Here is a 17,501-nt window from a genome sequence, read left to right as displayed (position 1 = left end):
TCCGCCCGCGTGCGCACCGACTGATACTCCACCGCCGTACCGTTCTGCGTCACCGGCGTGACATAGGCACTGACCCAGTAATGATCACCGTTCTTGCAGCGATTTTTCACCAGCCCCATCCACGACCGCCCGCCCTTGAGCGTCTGCCACATATGCGCAAACGCCTGCGCCGGCATGTCCGGATGACGCAACAGATGGTGCGGCGCACCCAGCAACTCATCGCGGCTGTAACCGCTGATCTTGATGAAGTCGTCGTTGGCGTAAGTGATCGCGCTGGTCAGATCGGTGGTCGAGAGAATGTTCGCATCCAGCGCCACATCGACATTGCGACCGGTCACCGGGAGATTGATCTTCATGAATAGCGCGCTCGTTTTATTGGAAAGAGTCGGCAGGGCTGCTGACTCTAAGCGCACCAATTGGTCAAATATTGATCTGGCTCAGGATCTGAGCACTTAGCCATCACTGCGACCGAAAATCGCAGTCGATGGCGCAGGGCGGGAATAAAACTCAGCGCTTGCCCATCGAACGACGGGTACCCGGCGGCGCCATGCCCGGGGTCTTGGTGTGGCCGTTCTTGGCGCCGTTCTTGTACCACGGCTGGTTCGAGCCTTTGGCTGCGGCCAGTTCGCCCGGTTTGAAGGGGAACTTGAAGGCCGGGATTTCGGCTTTGGTGTCGCTGGTATCGGCCAGTTCAGCCGAGACATCGCTCACAGCGTCGTCAACCGGCGGCAGGGTCGGGGAAGTCATAAAAGCTCCGGAAAGCAAAAAGTCGGGCCCGATCATTGAGCCGCGAAGGCGCGCAGTATACCTGTGCGCCATGGCTCGGCACCTGAAGATTTGCAGCGCACGCCGAACGGTTTACAGGTAGGTGATGATCACGATGCCTTTGTCAGTCGATGTCTTCAGCGCTTCGTAACGCATGGAAATCGGCAGCGCCTGATGACTGCAAGCGTTGCGCTCAGTGTCGACATCGACTTTCACGCCGGGCTTGATTTCGATCTGGCGAGACTCACGAGCAGCAAACGCCCCGACCGGTCCGACCTGACAGCCCGAGTCAACGATTTGCCCGGTGAAGCGGATCTCGCCGGATTGACTGGCCGGCGCGGCGAAGGTTGTGAGGGGAACCAACAGAAGTACATACGGCAGAGCGGTTTTCAGCTTCATGTCAAGACACTCCCGCGGTGAGCGGCCCAGAAAACCCGGGCTACACAATGTTATCCGCGTGCTGGGACGGATCTTGAGAAGCATAGTTGGCAAATGGGTCCCGAATAGGGACTGATCGGTCCCTTTTTGGGACCGTTATACCGCCATCGCGCGCAGGCTCACTCCTGCAATTGGAATGCGTTTCAACTGTGGGAGCCAGCCTGCTGGCGATGAACGATGACGCGGTGTTCAACCCTGAGGATCGACCCGATCCAGCGCCCGGTTTACCGCAAGCTCGGCAAGCATGACGATCTGCTGGATCGCCAGCGCCGTACTGCGCTGCGGGCGACTGAGCTGATCGGCCAGATCACCGGCCATGACATTGGCTGACGCCAGCGATTCGCAGGCGTGGGCAAGCAGGCTTTCGGTGTCGATGTTCGGCTGGATGAGGAACATCGTACTGGGCTGACGCGGTTTGACCGGTTCGGGGCAGAGGTAGAAATCGAGAGCGCGCTTGATGGCTTCGCGGGTTTTGAGCTGGTCGTCGGCGCGGAGGGCGTCTTCGAGTGGGGTGGTGGGATCGTTGGGTGGATCTGGAACTGGCTTAGTCATTGGAAACCCTATTTTGCAAATGGGAGCCATCCCTTGCCGTTTCTCACGCGGCGAAGTGGGTGGCAGCTATGTGCGGGGTGAGAAACCGGAAAAATAGGAAACCGGCCAGACCGAAGTCTGCCCGCACATAGCCGCCATGAAGCATTTGCAAGCAGCGGACAAGCCGCCGGCAATTATGCGGACTGATGGACTGAATCACTAATTTTTCAGGGTTCTCACACCCGATCACCGAGTTGTCGGCGACAACCAAAGACTAGAGAGCGCACGTCCGACGGACAACCTGAAAATCTTGTGGGAAGGTTCTGATTATTCGACACAAATTTAAACAACCAAAAGCCAACCCTCACCCTAGCCCTCTCCCAGAGGGAGAGGGGACTGACCGAGGTGTTTGGGAGATGTACGCCGACGTGCGCTACCGCGTCGAACTCAGGCTTTGAAAAGCCCACAAATCGGCTCCCTCTCCCTCGGGAGAGGGCTGGGCGGGCGGCGTTCCGATGAGGGGCAAGAGCACCACAAAAACCAAAGCCGTGCGCGCCGTGCTCTTCACCACTCAATAGGCCGAGTGTCAGCTCGCCTGCTCTTGATCTTGATCTTGATCCACGGGCGACGTCGGAAGGCTGAGTGGAGGGATTGATCCGGGCGTGGGAGCGCAGCGACCGTTTGGCGCAGCCAAACACAGCGAGAGGAGGTGCAGCGAAGCAAACCGTAGGCGCTGCGCCCGGATCGATCCCGCAGCGAAGGAACCCCGAGCCCCAGCGAGCGGGCCGCACGTAGGAGCAAGCGTTTTTGGTTACTTTTGAGGCGGTTGTCAAAAGTGACCCGCCGTAAGGGCGGAACCCTAAGCCGCCGCTACCGCAGCAACGGATCCACCGCAAAGAAAACTGACAGCGCTGACAGCTAGCCGTCACCCTACTGACCCGCAGACAGGTTTATAAAGACAACAACCCTGCCCAAACTCCGTCCGGCGCCCACCCCGCATGCGAATCCAAAAAAACAAAGCCCTGCTCGCCACCCTATTGATCGTCCTCGCAGGCGCAGGTCTGTGGTACGCCCTGAAACCCGCCCCAACCAAACTCGCCACCCCCACAGCAATCCCGGTGCGAGTCATAGCGGTCAGCGAAAAAGACGTCCCCCGCTACACCAGCGGCATCGGCTCGGTACTCTCGCTCCACAGCGTGGTCGTGCGCCCGCAAGTCGACGGCATCCTCACCAAAATCCTCGTCAAAGAAGGCCAACTCGTCAAAGCAGGCGACCTGCTGGCCACCATCGACGACCGCTCCATCCGCGCCAGCCTCGACCAGGCCCGCGCGCAACTGGGCGAAAGCCAGGCGCAACTGCAAGTCGCCCTGGTCAACCTCAAACGCTACAAACTGCTCAGCGTCGACGACGGTGTCTCCAAGCAGACCTACGATCAGCAACAAGCCCTGGTCAACCAACTGAAAGCCACCGCCCAAGGCAATCAGGCTTCGATCGACGCGGCGCAGGTACAACTGTCCTACACACAGATTCGCTCCCCGGTCACCGGTCGCGTCGGTATTCGTACCGTCGACGAAGGCAACTTCCTGCGCATGACCGATGCCCAGGGCCTGTTCACCGTGACCCAGATCGACCCGATCGCCGTGGAGTTCTCCCTGGCCCAGCAAATGCTGCCGACCCTGCAGGGCCTGATCAACGACCCGCAACACGCCCCGGTCAAAGCCTACATCGGCGCCGACACCGACGGCGAAACCGGCAACCTGCTCGGCGAAGGCCACCTGACCCTGATCGACAACCAGATCAACGCCAACACCGGCACCATCCGCGCCAAGGCCGAGTTCGACAACGCCAGCCAGAAGCTCTGGCCCGGCCTGCTGGTGACGGTAAAAATTCAGACAGCCCTCGACAAAGATGCGCTGGTGGTCCCGCCCACCGTCGTACAACGTGGGCTCGATCAACACTTCGTCTACCGGGTGAACGGCGACAAGGTCGAAGTCGTACAAGTGCAGATGGTTTATCAGGGCAGCGGCCAGGACATCATCAAAGGCGTGAAGGCCGGTGACGTGCTGGTGACCGACGGCCAGTCGCGGCTCAAACCTGGTTCCACGGTGCAGGTCATGAGCGAGCCGCCACAGGTGGTGCAAGCGGAGCCGAAACCATGAAGGAGCACAAAGGCATCTCCACGTGGTGCATCGACCACCCGGTCGCGACGATTCTGCTGACGATTGCCTTGGTGTTGGTCGGCGCGATTGCCTTCCCGCGCTTGCCGATTGCACCACTGCCGGAAGCGGAATTTCCGACGATTCAAGTTTCGGCGAAGTTACCCGGCGCCAGCCCCGACACCATGGCCTCGTCCGTGGCCACGCCGCTGGAGGTGCAATTCAGCGCCATTCCCGGCATGACCCAGATGACCTCCAGCAGTGCCCTCGGCTCCAGCCTGCTGACCCTGCAATTCACCCTCGACAAGAGCATCGACACCGCCGCGCAAGAAGTCCAGGCGGCGATCAACACCGCCGCCGGCAAACTGCCCAAGGACATGCCGACGCTGCCAACGTGGAAGAAGGTCAACCCCGCCGACAGCCCGGTGCTGATCCTCAGCGTCAGCTCGACGCAGATGCCCGGCACCGAACTCAGCGACCTGGTGGAAACCCTGCTGTCGCGTCAGATCAGTCAGATCGACGGTGTAGGCCAAATCAACATCACCGGTCAGCAACGTCCGGCAATCCGCGTCCAAGCCTCAGCCGACAAACTGGCGGCGATCGGCCTGACCCTCGCCGACATTCGTCTGGCGATCCAGCAGACCAGCCTCAACCTGGCCAAAGGTGCGCTGTATGGCGAGTCGAGTATTTCCACGCTGTCGACCAACGACCAGTTGTTCCAGCCCGAGGAATACCGCCAGCTCATCGTTTCCTACAAGGACGGCGCCCCGGTTCACCTAAGAGATGTCGCTAACGTTATCAACGGTTCGGAAGATGACTATGTGCAAGCGTGGGCCGGCGATCAACCGGGGGTAAACCTGGTGATCTCGCGCCAGCCCGGCGCCAACATTGTGGAAACCGTTGACCGCATTCAAGCCGCCCTGCCCGGCCTCGAAGCCATGTTGCCGGCCTCGGTGCAGGTGAAAACCCTGATCGACCGCACCCAGACCATTCGTGCCTCGCTGCATGAAGTCGAGATCACCCTGTTGATCGCGATCCTGCTGGTGGTGGCGGTGATGGCGCTGTTCCTGCGCCAGTTGTCGGCGACGATGATTGTGTCGGCGGTACTCGGCGTGTCGCTGACCGCCAGTTTCGCCCTCATGTACCTGTTGGGCTTCAGCCTGAACAACCTGACGCTGGTGGCGATCGTCGTCGCGGTCGGCTTCGTGGTCGACGATGCGATTGTGGTGGTGGAAAACATCCACCGACATCTGGAGGCCGGCGACGATATGCGCGAAGCGGCGATCAAGGGCGCCGGCGAGATCGGATTCACCGTGGTGTCGATCAGCTTTTCGCTGGTGGCGGCGTTCATTCCGCTGCTGTTCATGGGCGGCGTGGTCGGACGGCTGTTCAAGGAATTCGCCCTGACGGCGACCTCGACCATCATGATTTCCGTGGTGGTGTCGCTGACCCTGGCGCCAACGCTGGCGGCGCTGTTCATGCGTAAACCGGTGCATCACGCCAGCGATAAACCGGGCTTCAGCGAACGCCTGCTCGGCTGGTATGAGAAAGGCCTGCGCCGCGCCCTCGCCCATCAGAAACTGATGATTGGTGTGTTTGGCCTGTCGCTGGCGATGGCGATTGGCGGTTACATCTTTATCCCCAAGGGTTTCTTCCCGGTGCAGGACACCGGTTTCGTCCTCGGCACCACCGAAGCCGCGGCGGATATCTCCTACGGCGACATGGTGAAAAAACACCTGGCGATGGCCGAAATCGTCGCTGCCGACCCGGCCGTGCAAGCGTTTTCCCACTCGGTGGGTGTGTCCGGCAGCAACCAGACCATCGCCAACGGGCGCTTCTGGATCGCCCTGAAAAAACGCGGCGACCGCGACGTTTCAGCCAGCCAGTTCATCGACCGCATCCGTCCGCAACTGATGAAAGTCCCCGGCATCGTTCTCTACTTGCGTGCCGGCCAGGACATCAACCTCAGCTCCGGCCCGAGCCGCGCGCAGTACCAATACGTGCTCAAGAGCAACGACGGCGCGACCCTCGCGACATGGACGCAACGCCTCACGGAAAAACTGCGCAGCAACCCGGCGTTCCGCGACATCTCCAACGACTTGCAACTGGGCGGCAGCATCACCCACATCAGCATCGACCGCAGCGCCGCCGCACGTTTCGGCCTGACCGCGAGCGATGTAGACGAGGCGCTGTACGACGCCTTCGGCCAGCGCCAGATCAATGAGTTCCAGACCCAGGTCAACCAGTACAACGTGATTCTGGAGCTGGACCCCCAACAACGTGGCAAGGCCGAAAGCCTCAATTACTTTTACCTGCGCTCGCCGTTGAGTGGCGAGATGGTGCCGCTGTCGGCGCTGGCCAAATTCGACGCGCCGACCATCGGTCCGCTGTCGATTGCCCACGACGGCATGTTCCCGGCCGCCAACCTGTCGTTCAACCTCGCGCCCGGCGTGGCACTGGGTGATGCGGTGATCCTGCTCAATCAGGCCAAGGCCGAGATCGGCATGCCGACGGCGATCAGCGGCAATTTCCAGGGCGCGGCGCAGGCGTTCCAGAGTTCGCTGGCCAGTCAGCCGTGGCTGATTCTTGCGGCGCTGGTGGCGGTGTACATCATTCTCGGCGTGCTTTATGAGAGCTTCGTGCACCCGCTGACGATCATCTCGACCCTGCCGGCGGCAGGTTTGGGTGCGGTGATCATGCTGTGGATCTGCGGCCAGGACTTTTCGATCATGGCGTTGATCGGGCTGGTGTTGCTGATCGGTATCGTCAAGAAGAACGGCATTCTGATGATCGACTTTGCCCTGGAGGCGCAGCGTAATCGAGGGCTGTCACCGCAGGAGGCGATTTTCGAGGCGTGCATCACGCGGTTCCGGCCGATCATCATGACCACCCTCGCCGCCCTGCTCGGCGCCCTGCCGCTGATGCTCGGCTACGGCACCGGCGCCGAACTGCGCCAGCCGCTGGGGATCGCCGTGGTCGGCGGGTTGCTGGTCAGCCAGATGCTGACGCTGTTCACCACGCCGGTCATATACTTGTGGCTTGAGCGGCTGTTTCACCGCCCCAAACCAGTACCCACGGCGGCACTGGCGACCACAGACTGAGGCAGGGTCATGCGCGTTCTGATTATCGAAGACGAGGAAAAAACCGCGGATTATCTGCACCGCGGTCTGACGGAACAGGGTTATACCGTGGACCTGGCCCGCGACGGCGTCGAAGGCCTGCACTTGGCGCTGGAAGGCGACTACGCGGTGATTGTCCTCGACGTGATGTTGCCGGGCCTGGATGGCTTCGGTGTGCTGCGCGCGTTGCGTGCGCGCAAGCAGACGCCAGTGATCATGCTCACCGCCCGCGAACGGGTCGAAGACCGGATCAAAGGCCTGCGCGACGGTGCCGACGATTACCTCGGCAAGCCATTTTCCTTCCTCGAACTGGTGGCGCGCCTGCAAGCGCTGACCCGGCGCAGCGGCGGCCATGAACCGGTGCAGGTGAGCATCGCCGACCTGTGGATAGATCTGATCAGCCGTAAGGCCACTCGGGCCGGTACCCGACTGGATCTGACCGCCAAAGAGTTCTCGCTGTTGAGCGTCCTCGCCCGCCGCCAGGGTGAAATCCTCTCGAAAACCGCGATTGCCGAGATGGTCTGGGACATCAATTTCGACAGCGATGCCAACGTCGTCGAAGTCGCGATCAAACGCCTGCGCGCCAAGCTCGACGGGCCGTTCGACGAGAAACTGCTGCACACCATTCGCGGCATGGGTTATGTGCTGGAGAGCCGCGGTGTCCAGTAACTCGATTGCCCTGCGTTTAAGCGGCATGTTTACGCTGGTGGCGCTGCTGGTGTTTCTGTTGATCGGCGGCGCGTTGTATCAGCAGGTCGACAAGGGCCTCGGCCTGCTGCCGGAAGCCGAACTGGACGCACGTTACAGCGTGCTCGAGTCGGCGCTCAATCGCTACGGCACGCCGGAACACTGGGTGAAGATCAACGCCAAGCTGAAGCTGCTGGGCGAAGAGGACAAACGCATTCGGTTCTGGGTGGTGAGTGGTGATCCGGGCTACGAATATGGTCAGCCGGATGCGCTGATCCGCGCCTTCGCCAAAGGCCCGACGGGCATGCATGACCTGCAGTTGCCCGATCATCCCTATCCGCTGAAAGTGCTGCTCACCGAATTGCCGGCCAAGGATCAGCGTCCGCCGCTGCGCTTCATGATCGGCATCGACACCGAGACCTTCCACGAGACCCAGCACAATCTGCTGATCGCCCTGATCGGCCTGGCGATTGCCGGGGTGTTGATGGCTTCCGCGCTGGGTTACTGGGTGGCGCACATCGGCCTCAAACCGCTGATCAAACTGTCTCAGGAGGCGCAACGACTGGCGCCGCCACTGCGGGCCGGGCGCTTGCGGATGTCGCCGTTGCCGCCGGAGCTTGAGCAGTTTGTCGACTCGTTCAACTCGACGCTGGAACGGGTCGAACAAGCCTATTCGCGGCTGGAATCGTTCAACGCCGACGTGGCCCATGAACTGCGCTCACCGCTGACCAACCTGATCGGCCAGACCCAGGTCGCACTGACCCGCGGGCGCTCTGCCGAGCATTATTTCGAGGTGCTGCAATCCAATCTTGAAGAGCTGGAACGGCTGCGCTCGATCATCAACGACATGCTGTTTCTGGCCAGCGCCGATCAGGGCAGCAAGGCGACCAGGCTCACCGAAGCTTCGCTGGCCGATGAAGTGGCGACCACGCTGGAGTACCTGGATTTCATCCTCGAAGACGCGCAAGTACAGGTACACGTGAGTGGCGATGCGCAGGTGCGGATCGAGATCGCGCATTTGCGTCGGGCGTTGATCAATCTGTTGAGCAACGCGGTGCAGCACACCGGGCCGGGCCAGGTGATCGAAGTGCACATCGAGGTGGAAGAGCACCAGGTGAGCATCGGCGTGGCCAACCCCGGATCGCCGATTGCCAGCGAGCATTTGCCGCGCCTGTTCGAGCGCTTCTATCGAGTGGATGCGTCGCGCAGCAACAGCGGCAACAACCATGGTTTGGGGCTGGCGATCGTCAAGGCGATTGCGCTGATGCATGGCGGGGATGTGTTTGTGCGCAGCGATCGAGGGATGAATACCTTCGGGATTTATCTGCCGGTCTGAAAAGCCCCTCACCCTAACCCTCTCCCAGAGGGAGAGGGGACTGACCGCGTTGTTCTTCCGAAATACACCGACCTGAAATAACCAGTCGAACTCCGGCTTTGAAAAGCATGGAGGTCTGCTCCCTTTCCCCCTAGCCCACTGGGACTGACCGCGTTGCTCTTCCAAAGTACGCCGACCTGAAATAACCAGTCGAACTCAGGCTTTGAAAAGCATGGAGATCTGCTCCCTTTCCCCCTCTCCCCCTTGGGGGAGAGGGCTGGGGTGAGGGGGTGACTTTTGCTTCTGCTGTAACAGTCATTTATGAAAATCACGCTGTTTCCCAACGCCCGGCAACCTTATCTTTGCCCGCACCAAACAGCACTTGCCAAGCAAGAAGGTTTTCAAGATGTCCAACAGTATGGGTATTGCCAGCGCTTTCGTTTTGTCCTCGTTGATCCTGTCGCCGATGGCGATGGCTGAAGAATCGCAGTCGTTCGTAGCGCAGAATGCCGCTCGCGCTCACGCATTCGAACAGTCTCAGGCAGAAGTGATGGCCAAATCGCAAGACGCCACACAAGCCCCGCAGGCCGCCGCTTCCCAGGCTAAAGCGTCCGAGAAGGACAGCTGAGTCGCGCGCCGTTCCAACGTTTCCCTCGACGCGGTTGTTTGGCTCTTCCCGTTCAACCGTCGTCATTCCAGGCCGCTGATGTTCAGCGGCCTTTTTTCGTTGTGGTCTGAAAGCCATCCGGTTCGTCTGTAACAACAAGAAACATCCAGCCCCTCAAGACATTGAGGGGTCAGTTGACCCAAGGAGCTTTACCGCAAGTGCGTTACCCAGTCCGCTATACCCCGTTATTCATTGCAATCGCCGCAACGATTGCTCCCGCCGCCCAGGCCGACGAAGCGGCCAAAGCAGGTTTCGTTGAAGGCGCGAGCCTCAACCTCAACGCCCGTAACTACTACATGAATCGCAACCGTCTGCAGCAGACGGACGACAACATCGAGTGGGGCCAGGGGTTTCTCGGGATCTTCCAGTCGGGTTACACCGAAGGCACCGTCGGCTTCGGCATCGACGCGCACGCCATGCTCGGGCTGAAGCTCGATGGCGGTGGCGGCACGGATGGTTCGAGCATCCTCCCGGTGAGCGATGGCAACGGCAAGGCACCGGGCGCATTCTCGACTGCCGGCGGCACCCTGAAAATGCGTGCGTTCGATACCGAGTTGAAGGCCGGCGACCTGTTCCTCACCAACCCGGTGATCGCCGGTGGTGACAGCCGCATGCTGCCGCAGACCTTCCGTGGCGTCAGCCTGACCAACCACAGCTTCGACGGCTGGATGTTCGAGGGTGGCCAGGCCAGTTTCACCAAGCCTTACAACCAGAGCGGTCGCCAGCGCATCGGCACCTCGTACGGCCAACTCGCCGACGGTGACGAAAGCCGCCATCTGAACTGGGCCGGGGTTTCCTGGAGCGGCGTCGAAGGCCTGACCAGCAACCTGTACGCCGCCGAGCTGAAGGACATCTGGAACCAGTACTACTACGACCTCGACTACACCTGGACGCTTAACGATCTGGTCAGCCTCAACCCGGGCCTGCACTTCTATCACACGCAGGACACCGGCGACGCATTGCTGGGTGACATCGACAACAACACCTACAGCCTGCATTTCACCATCGGTATCGGCAGCCACAGCGTCACGGCCGCGTACCAACGGGTCAACGGCAACACGCCGTTCGACTACATCAGCCAGGGTGACAGCGTTTACCTCGACAACTCCCAGCAGTACTCGGACTTCAATGGTCCGAACGAGCGCTCGTGGAAGCTCAAGTACGCGTATGACTTCGCTGGTCTCGGCATGCCGGGCCTGACCTCGGCGGTGTCCTACTCACGCGGTACCGTGGACCTGACCAAGGTCGACCCGGCCAGCAAAGGTTACGCCTCGTGGTACAGCGCCAACGGTCGCAACGCCAGGCACTGGGAGCGCGACATCGACCTGAAATACTTGGTGCAGAGCGGCCAGGCCAAAGACCTCGCGATACGCCTGCAATGGGCGACCAACCGTGGCGGCAACGGCTACGGCGCGATCGACACTGACACAGATGAATACCGTGTCATCATCGACTACCCGATCAACGTCTTCTAAGATCACCCCAAAGTCAGGCGCGACTCGCACAGATCCTGTGGCGAGGCCGCTTGCTCCCGCTGGACTGCGCAGCAGGCCCCTCCGCAAAAAAGAGGGGTCGCTACGCGGCCCAACGGGAGCAAGCGCCCTCGCCACAGTCGATTCAGTGTTTGTGCAACTACGCTAACAAGATCTCCTCAACCGACAGCCCCCACCATGATCGCGAACCGTACCTCACCTGCGGGCAAGACCGGACGCCCCGAATTGCTGCTGATCTGCGGCAGTTCGCTGACGGTGATCGCGATTCTGTGCATCGTCACTTTTCTACTGATTCGCGAGCACGCCAGCGCTCAGGAAACGGCCACCCGCAGCGCTACCACCATCGCGCAGTTGATCGACGCCGACGTGCTGCGCACGGTCGAACTGTACGACCTGACCCTGCAAGGCCTGATCGCCGCCGCCCAACGCGATGACTTGCACGACGTCACCCCGCAGATCCGCCATCTGGCGCTGTTCGACCGCTCCACGGCGGCCCGCTTCAAGGGCGACATCCTGTTGCTCGACAAGCACGGCGATGTGGTCGCCGACTCTTCACGGATAGTGCCCAAGCCGGGCAACTTTGCCGACCGCGAGTACTTCCTCGCCCATGCCTTAAACCGCGACACCGGTATGTTCATCAGTCGTCCATTCAAAACCCGCTGCGATTGCGACGAGGCCAACCAGTGGCGCATCAGCTTCAGCCGGCGGATCTCCTCGGACACCGGCGAGTTCGTCGGCGTGGCGGTGGCGTCGATGAAGCTCGACTACTTCGATCAGTTGTTCAACAGCCTCGACATCGGCAAAGACAGCACGCTGAACATCATCAACAGCGACGGCGTCCTGTTGGCGCAGAAGCCGTATCTGCAAAGCGACTCCATCGGCAAGAGTTTCGGCAACCGACCAAACGTGGTGCGGATATTGGGCGACAAGGACGGCAGTGGCAGTTTCACCAGCACCTCGAGCATGGACCATCAGCAACGCCTCTACACCTATTCCCGGGTCGGCAATCTGCCCCTGACGGTGATGGTCGCGCTGTCCAGCGATGAAGTGTTCGGCACCTGGCGTCGTACCGCGATACTGATCAGTGGTGCCACCGGCGTGCTCTGCGCCGGATTACTCTGGCTGACCTGGCTGCTCGCCCGGGAGCTGCGTTTGCGCCAGCGCGCCGAGCGCGAGCTGGCGCAACTGGCCGCCACCGATGCACTGACCGGCGTGGCCAACCGGCGCATGCTCGATCAGTCGTTGCGCCACGAGTGGTTCCGCGCCCAGCGTTCAGGCCAGCCGTTGTCGGTGATGATGATCGATGCCGATCACTTCAAGGCATTCAATGACCGGCATGGCCATCAGGCCGGCGACCGGGCGCTGAAAACGCTGGCCAAGGTCATCACCGAAAATGTGCGGCGACCGGCGGATCTGGTGGCGCGCTATGGCGGCGAGGAGTTTTCGGTGATTCTGGCCGAGACCGATGGCCATGGCGCACAGCAGATTGCCGAGCATATTCGTCAGGCGGTGGAGCAGTTGCCGTTGGTCGACGGCGCGGAGTGGCCGATGACCGTGAGCATTGGCATCGCGACGTGGACGGCGGCGAAGGAAATGATGCTGGAGCAGCTGTTGTTTGCGGCGGACAAGGCGCTGTATCAGGCCAAGGAAGGTGGGCGCAATCGGGTGGTGGTGGCTACCTGAAAGGTCTGTGGCGATTGCACCGGCGCCTTCGCGAGCAAGCTCGCTCCCACATTTGAAGTGCATTCCCCTGTGGGAGCGAGCTTGCTCGCGAAGAGGCCAGATCAGGCACTAGAGAAACCACAGGCATAAAAAAAGGCCATCCGAGGATGGCCTTCAAAAAACTAGAGAGGTTTTTTACTTACACTGCCGCAACCGGGCGCATGTAAGAGATCGGTGCGGTACTGGCGTCTTCGAACGTCACCACTTCCCAAGCATCTGTCTGCTCAATCAACTTGCGCAGCAACTGGTTGTTCAGTGCATGACCGGACTTGAAGCCTTTGAACTCACCAATCAGGCTGTTACCCAGCAGGTACAGATCGCCAATGGCATCGAGGATCTTGTGCTTCACGAATTCGTCTTCATAGCGAAGACCATCTTCGTTCAGTACGCCATCGGCATCGACCACGATTGCGTTTTCAACGCTGCCGCCGAGTGCGAGGTTGTGCTTGCGCAGGTACTCGATATCACTCATGAAACCAAAGGTACGGGCGCGGCTGACTTCTTTTACGAACGAAGTGCTGGAAAAATCCACGCTTGCACTTTGGGTGCGGTCCCGGAATACCGGGTGATCGAAATCGATCTCGAAGCTCACCTTGAACCCTTCGAAAGGGACGAAAGTGGCGCGCTTGTCGCCGTCTTCCACTGTCACTTCACGCAGGATGCGGATGAATTTCTTGGCGGCGTCCTGTTCTTCCAGGCCAGCCGATTGAATCAGGAATACGAAAGGTCCAGCGCTGCCATCCATGATCGGGACTTCGGACGCGGAGAGCTCGACGTAGGCGTTATCGATGCCCAGGCCAGCCATGGCCGAGAGCAAGTGCTCTACCGTGTCCACTTTGACGTCGCCGTTAATCAGCGTCGTCGACATAGTGGTTTCACCGACGTTTTCCGCGCGGGCAGGTATCTGCACCACAGGGTCGAGGTCAGCGCGACAAAACACAATGCCAGTGTCGACAGGCGCAGGCTTGAGGGTCAGATAGACCTTCTCACCGGAGTGCAGGCCTACACCTGTGGCACGGATAATATTTTTCAGTGTGCGTTGTTTAATCATGGCTTGGGCCGCTTCAGCGCAAATTGCGAACTGGTATCAACAAAGGCTGGCGATGATAGCAGACCGAGCCTTTGCTGAACACCAATCACCTTCATAGCCCTGATACATTCCATCAATCAGCCTGACGACGCAGGAAAGCCGGGATGTCCAGGTAGTCCAGGTCATCTTGCGGATTCATCTTCGCGGCAGCCGCAGCACCGGCCTGAGCCTGGTTGCGCATGACGGTCGGACGGTCCAGGTCACGGTAGTTCACCGCGGGTGCTTCCTGACGGGTCGGAGCCGGTTGTTGCACCTGAGCAGCCGCCATCGAAGTGTGAACGGTGTTGTCGATGACCTTCACAGGCTTCTCGATTTTCGCGCCCAGACCGGTGGCAACCACGGTAACGTGCAGTTCGTCGCGCATGTCCGGATCGATCACGGTACCGACCTTGACCATCGCGTGCTCAGAAGCGAAGGCTTCGATGATGCTACCCACGTCGGAGTACTCACCCAGGGACAGGTCAGGACCGGCGGTGATGTTCACCAGGATGCCGCGCGCGCCTTGCAGGTTCACGTCTTCCAGCAGCGGGTTGCGGATCGCCGCTTCAGTGGCTTCACGTGCACGGTTCGGACCGCTGGCGCAGCCAGTGCCCATCATCGCCATGCCCATTTCGCTCATCACGGTACGCACGTCGGCGAAGTCGACGTTGATCATGCCCGGACGCTTGATGATGTCGGAGATACCGCGAACGGCACCGGCCAGTACATCGTCTGCCTTGGCGAAAGCCGACAGCAGGCTTGCGTCTTTACCGAGGATGGTCAGCAGCTTCTCGTTGGGAATGGTGATCAACGAGTCGACGCTTTCGGAGAGCATGCGGATGCCTTCATCGGCGATCTGCATACGCTTGCGGCCTTCGAACGGGAACGGACGCGTTACGACAGCAACGGTCAGAATGCCCATTTCCTTGGCCACTTCGGCGATGATCGGCGCAGCACCGGTACCGGTACCGCCACCCATGCCGGTGGTGATGAACACCATGTTGGTGCCCTGCAGGACTTCGGCAATGCGCTCACGGTCTTCCAGAGCGGCCTGACGACCTACTTCAGGGTTGGCACCAGCGCCCAGACCTTTGGTCACGCCGGTGCCCAGTTGCAGGATGGTCCGCGCGCCGATGTTTTTCAGCGCTTGAGCATCGGTGTTGGCGCAGATGAACTCAACGCCTTCGATGTTGCTCTTGACCATGTGGTTGACAGCGTTGCCGCCGCCACCGCCAACACCGATAACTTTGATTACCGGGCTTGCGGGGATGTTGTCTACGAGTTCGAACATTTTCCCTCTCCTTACATTCTCTAGTTTTTTCGCCTACTGCTGTTTGTTGCGGTGCATCTACTGCTATTGCGTGCCGCTTGAAGCTTGACGCTCCGAGCTGCTTTTAAAAGTTGCCTTGAACCCACTTCTTCAATCGGTCCAGCAACGGCGCCTGTGGCTCTTCGTTGCTGTAGCTGTCGCGGCTGCCGATGCCGGAGAACGAAACCCCGTCGGACTGCTTCTGCAGGCCGTACATCAACAAACCCACGCCAGTGGAATAAATCGGGTTGCGCACCACGTCATCCAGGCCCTTGACGCCATGCGGCACGCCGAGGCGGACCGGCATGTGGAAGATTTCTTCGGCCAGTTCGGTGGCGCCTTCCATCTTCGACGTGCCGCCGGTCAGGACGATGCCCGCCGGGATCAGGTCTTCGTAGCCGCTGCGACGCAGCTCAGCCTGGATCAGGGTGAACAGTTCGTCGTAACGCGGCTCGACCACTTCGGCCAGAGCCTGACGCGACAGTTCACGCGGTGGACGGTCGCCGACACTCGGCACCTTGATGGTTTCACCGGCACCGGCCAGTTTGGCCAGGGCGCAGGCGTAGCGGATCTTGATTTCTTCGGCGTACTGGGTCGGGGTGCGCAACGCCATGGCGATGTCGTTGGTCACTTGATCACCGGCAATCGGGATCACTGCGGTGTGGCGGATCGCGCCTTCAGTGAAGATCGCGATGTCGGTGGTGCCGCCGCCGATGTCGACCAGGCACACGCCTAGCTCTTTTTCGTCGTCGGTCAGCACCGAGTAGGCCGAGGCCAGTTGCTCGAGAATGATGTCGTCGATTTCCAGACCGCAGCGACGCACGCATTTTTCAATGTTCTGTGCGGCGTTGACGGCGCAGGTGACCACGTGAACCTTGGCTTCCAGACGGACGCCGGACATGCCCAGAGGCTCGCGGACGCCTTCCTGGTTGTCGATCACGTAATCCTGCGGCAGGGTGTGCAGCACGCGCTGGTCAGCCGGGATCGCCACGGCCTGGGCGGCGTCGAGTACACGCTCGAGGTCAGCGGAGCTCACTTCGCGATCACGAATCGCGACGATGCCGTGGGAGTTCAGGCTGCGGATGTGATTGCCCGCCACGCCGACGAACGCCGAGTGAATGCGGCAGCCCGCCATCAGTTGGGCTTCTTCGATCGCGCGCTGGATCGATTGCACGGTGGACTCGATATTCACCACCACGCCCTTCTTCAGGCCGCGGGACGGGTGAGTACCGATACCGACGATTTCCAGCGTGCCGTCGTCCGCGACCTCGCCTACCAGCGCCACCACTTTGGAGGTGCCGATATCCAGACCGACGATCATTTTGCCGCTTTGCACGTTTGCCATGGGTCCTGCCTCTTCTTAATTCTTTGCGACAGCGGGTTGGGCTGTCGTCGGCGCTACAGGTTCCCGCCAGCCAACGGCGAGGCCGTTGGCGTAGCGCAGATCGATGCGCGCAATGTTCGTAATCTGGTCTTTAAGCGTCTTGTCATAGATGGCAATGAAGCGGCGCATCTTTTCCACCAGGTTGCCGCGTCCCAGCAGCAACTCGATGCCGGGGCCGGAACTGCCGGCACCGGTGGTCAGGAACCAACTCCCGCGTTCACGCAGTTCCAAGCGTGCAATCGAGAAGCCCAACGGCCGCAGCATCTGGCTCAGCACCTGATACTGCTGCATCACTTGCTGCTGGGCCCGTTGTGGACCGAACAGCTGTGGCAGGTGTTCGTAGTTCGCCAGTTCCTTGGGCGTAAACGCCTGGCCCTGGTTGTTGAGCAGCGACTCGTCGCCCCAACGGGCCACGGGCAGTTGCTCTTCGAGGCGGATCACCACCTGATCGGGCCATACCCGACGTACCTCGGCGTGGGCAATCCACGGCATCTGCTCAAGCTCGGTGCGCATACCGGCCAGGTCGATGGTGAAGAAGCTCGACGCCACGTACGGGGCGATTCGCTGCTGCACCGCTTGCTGGCTGATGTAGCTCAGGTCGCCCTGCACGGCGATCTTGGTGATTGGCCGGTCGGCGTACGGCAGTAACCGCTGCGCGCCTTCGTAAGTGCCAAACCCCAGGACCACCAGCAGCACTGGCCAGAACAGGCTTTTCAGAAAACCGAAGTTGGCTTTCGGCAGGCGCGCAGACATCGGCTCTTTGGCCACCATTCGGCTGGCACCCCGCGGCACCGGCTTACGGCCGGGGGCGGGTGACTGATGTCTGAGCTGAGCGCCTTGCATCGT

General features: G+C 60.6%; 14 protein-coding genes and 1 pseudogene. 7 read left to right on the top strand and 8 right to left on the bottom strand.

Annotation, left to right across the window (positions count from 1 at the left end; translation table 11 throughout):
- Positions 1–74 precede the first annotated feature (74 nt).
- The 4 genes and pseudogenes from PseuLF5_RS28385 to PseuLF5_RS26590 form a co-directional block, all read right to left on the bottom strand.
- Positions 75–356, bottom strand: a pseudogene (locus PseuLF5_RS28385) (PAS domain-containing protein); the annotation flags it as partial.
- 151 nt (positions 357–507) lie between these two features.
- Positions 508–747, bottom strand: a complete 240-nt coding sequence (locus PseuLF5_RS26600; RefSeq protein WP_123463171.1) for a hypothetical protein — start codon at positions 745–747, stop codon at positions 508–510.
- Between the two features lie 111 nt (positions 748–858).
- Entirely contained in the window at positions 859–1,164 is a 306-nt protein-coding gene (locus tag PseuLF5_RS26595) for a type 1 fimbrial protein (RefSeq protein ID WP_322375162.1), read from the bottom strand.
- Positions 1,165–1,392: 228 nt separating this feature from the next.
- On the bottom strand, positions 1,393–1,755 hold the full coding sequence (locus PseuLF5_RS26590) for a DUF6124 family protein (RefSeq protein WP_123463167.1): 363 nt from the start codon (positions 1,753–1,755) through the stop codon (positions 1,393–1,395).
- A 977-nt stretch (positions 1,756–2,732) separates the two neighbouring features.
- On the opposite strand from PseuLF5_RS26590, the gene PseuLF5_RS26585 reads away from it, so the two are divergent.
- From PseuLF5_RS26585 to PseuLF5_RS26555, 7 genes are all read left to right on the top strand, one after another.
- Positions 2,733–3,893 (top strand): efflux RND transporter periplasmic adaptor subunit, encoded by a 1,161-nt coding sequence (locus PseuLF5_RS26585; RefSeq protein WP_340135014.1) that lies wholly within the window; start codon positions 2,733–2,735, stop codon positions 3,891–3,893.
- Positions 3,890–6,991: a multidrug efflux RND transporter permease subunit gene (locus PseuLF5_RS26580; RefSeq protein WP_340135013.1), complete on the top strand. Its 3,102-nt coding sequence runs from the start codon at positions 3,890–3,892 to the stop codon at positions 6,989–6,991. Before PseuLF5_RS26585 ends, PseuLF5_RS26580 begins: the two co-directional genes overlap by 4 nt.
- 9 nt (positions 6,992–7,000) lie before the next feature.
- The gene (locus PseuLF5_RS26575) at positions 7,001–7,678 is read left to right on the top strand and encodes a heavy metal response regulator transcription factor (RefSeq protein WP_025109277.1); all 678 of its coding nucleotides are present in this window, start codon (positions 7,001–7,003) and stop codon (positions 7,676–7,678) included.
- Positions 7,668–9,032 carry a heavy metal sensor histidine kinase gene (locus PseuLF5_RS26570; protein WP_186748519.1) on the top strand — a complete coding sequence of 455 codons (1,365 nt, stop codon included), beginning with the start codon at positions 7,668–7,670 and terminating at the stop codon, positions 9,030–9,032. The genes PseuLF5_RS26575 and PseuLF5_RS26570 overlap by 11 nt, the downstream gene beginning before the upstream one ends.
- A 385-nt stretch (positions 9,033–9,417) precedes the next feature.
- Complete coding sequence (locus PseuLF5_RS26565) at positions 9,418–9,639, top strand: hypothetical protein (protein ID WP_123463160.1); 222 nt, start codon at positions 9,418–9,420, stop codon at positions 9,637–9,639.
- A 197-nt stretch (positions 9,640–9,836) separates the two neighbouring features.
- Entirely contained in the window at positions 9,837–11,153 is a 1,317-nt protein-coding gene (locus PseuLF5_RS26560; RefSeq protein ID WP_340135012.1) for an OprD family porin, read from the top strand.
- 195 nt (positions 11,154–11,348) lie between these two features.
- The gene (locus PseuLF5_RS26555) at positions 11,349–12,854 is read left to right on the top strand and encodes a sensor domain-containing diguanylate cyclase (RefSeq protein WP_340135011.1); all 1,506 of its coding nucleotides are present in this window, start codon (positions 11,349–11,351) and stop codon (positions 12,852–12,854) included.
- 178 nt (positions 12,855–13,032) lie between these two features.
- Here PseuLF5_RS26555 and lpxC read toward each other — a convergent pair whose 3' ends face one another.
- From lpxC to PseuLF5_RS26535, 4 genes are all read right to left on the bottom strand, one after another.
- Positions 13,033–13,944: a UDP-3-O-acyl-N-acetylglucosamine deacetylase gene (lpxC, locus tag PseuLF5_RS26550; protein ID WP_007916984.1), complete on the bottom strand. Its 912-nt coding sequence runs from the start codon at positions 13,942–13,944 to the stop codon at positions 13,033–13,035.
- 112 nt (positions 13,945–14,056) lie between these two features.
- Positions 14,057–15,253 (bottom strand): cell division protein FtsZ, encoded by a 1,197-nt coding sequence (gene ftsZ / locus PseuLF5_RS26545; protein WP_123463154.1) that lies wholly within the window; start codon positions 15,251–15,253, stop codon positions 14,057–14,059.
- A gap of 103 nt (positions 15,254–15,356) precedes the next feature.
- A complete protein-coding gene (ftsA, locus tag PseuLF5_RS26540) occupies positions 15,357–16,616 on the bottom strand; it encodes a cell division protein FtsA (RefSeq protein ID WP_123463152.1) in 1,260 nt (419 codons plus the stop codon).
- Between the two features lie 15 nt (positions 16,617–16,631).
- The gene (locus tag PseuLF5_RS26535; RefSeq protein ID WP_123463150.1) at positions 16,632–17,498 is read right to left on the bottom strand and encodes a cell division protein FtsQ/DivIB; all 867 of its coding nucleotides are present in this window, start codon (positions 17,496–17,498) and stop codon (positions 16,632–16,634) included.
- Positions 17,499–17,501 lie beyond the last annotated feature (3 nt).

Source organism: Pseudomonas sp. LF-5, assembly GCF_037626295.1.
GTDB lineage: Bacteria > Pseudomonadota > Gammaproteobacteria > Pseudomonadales > Pseudomonadaceae > Aquipseudomonas > Aquipseudomonas monsensis.
Note: the sequence above shows the minus strand (reverse complement) of the source record. Positions and strands in the feature narration are given on the sequence as shown.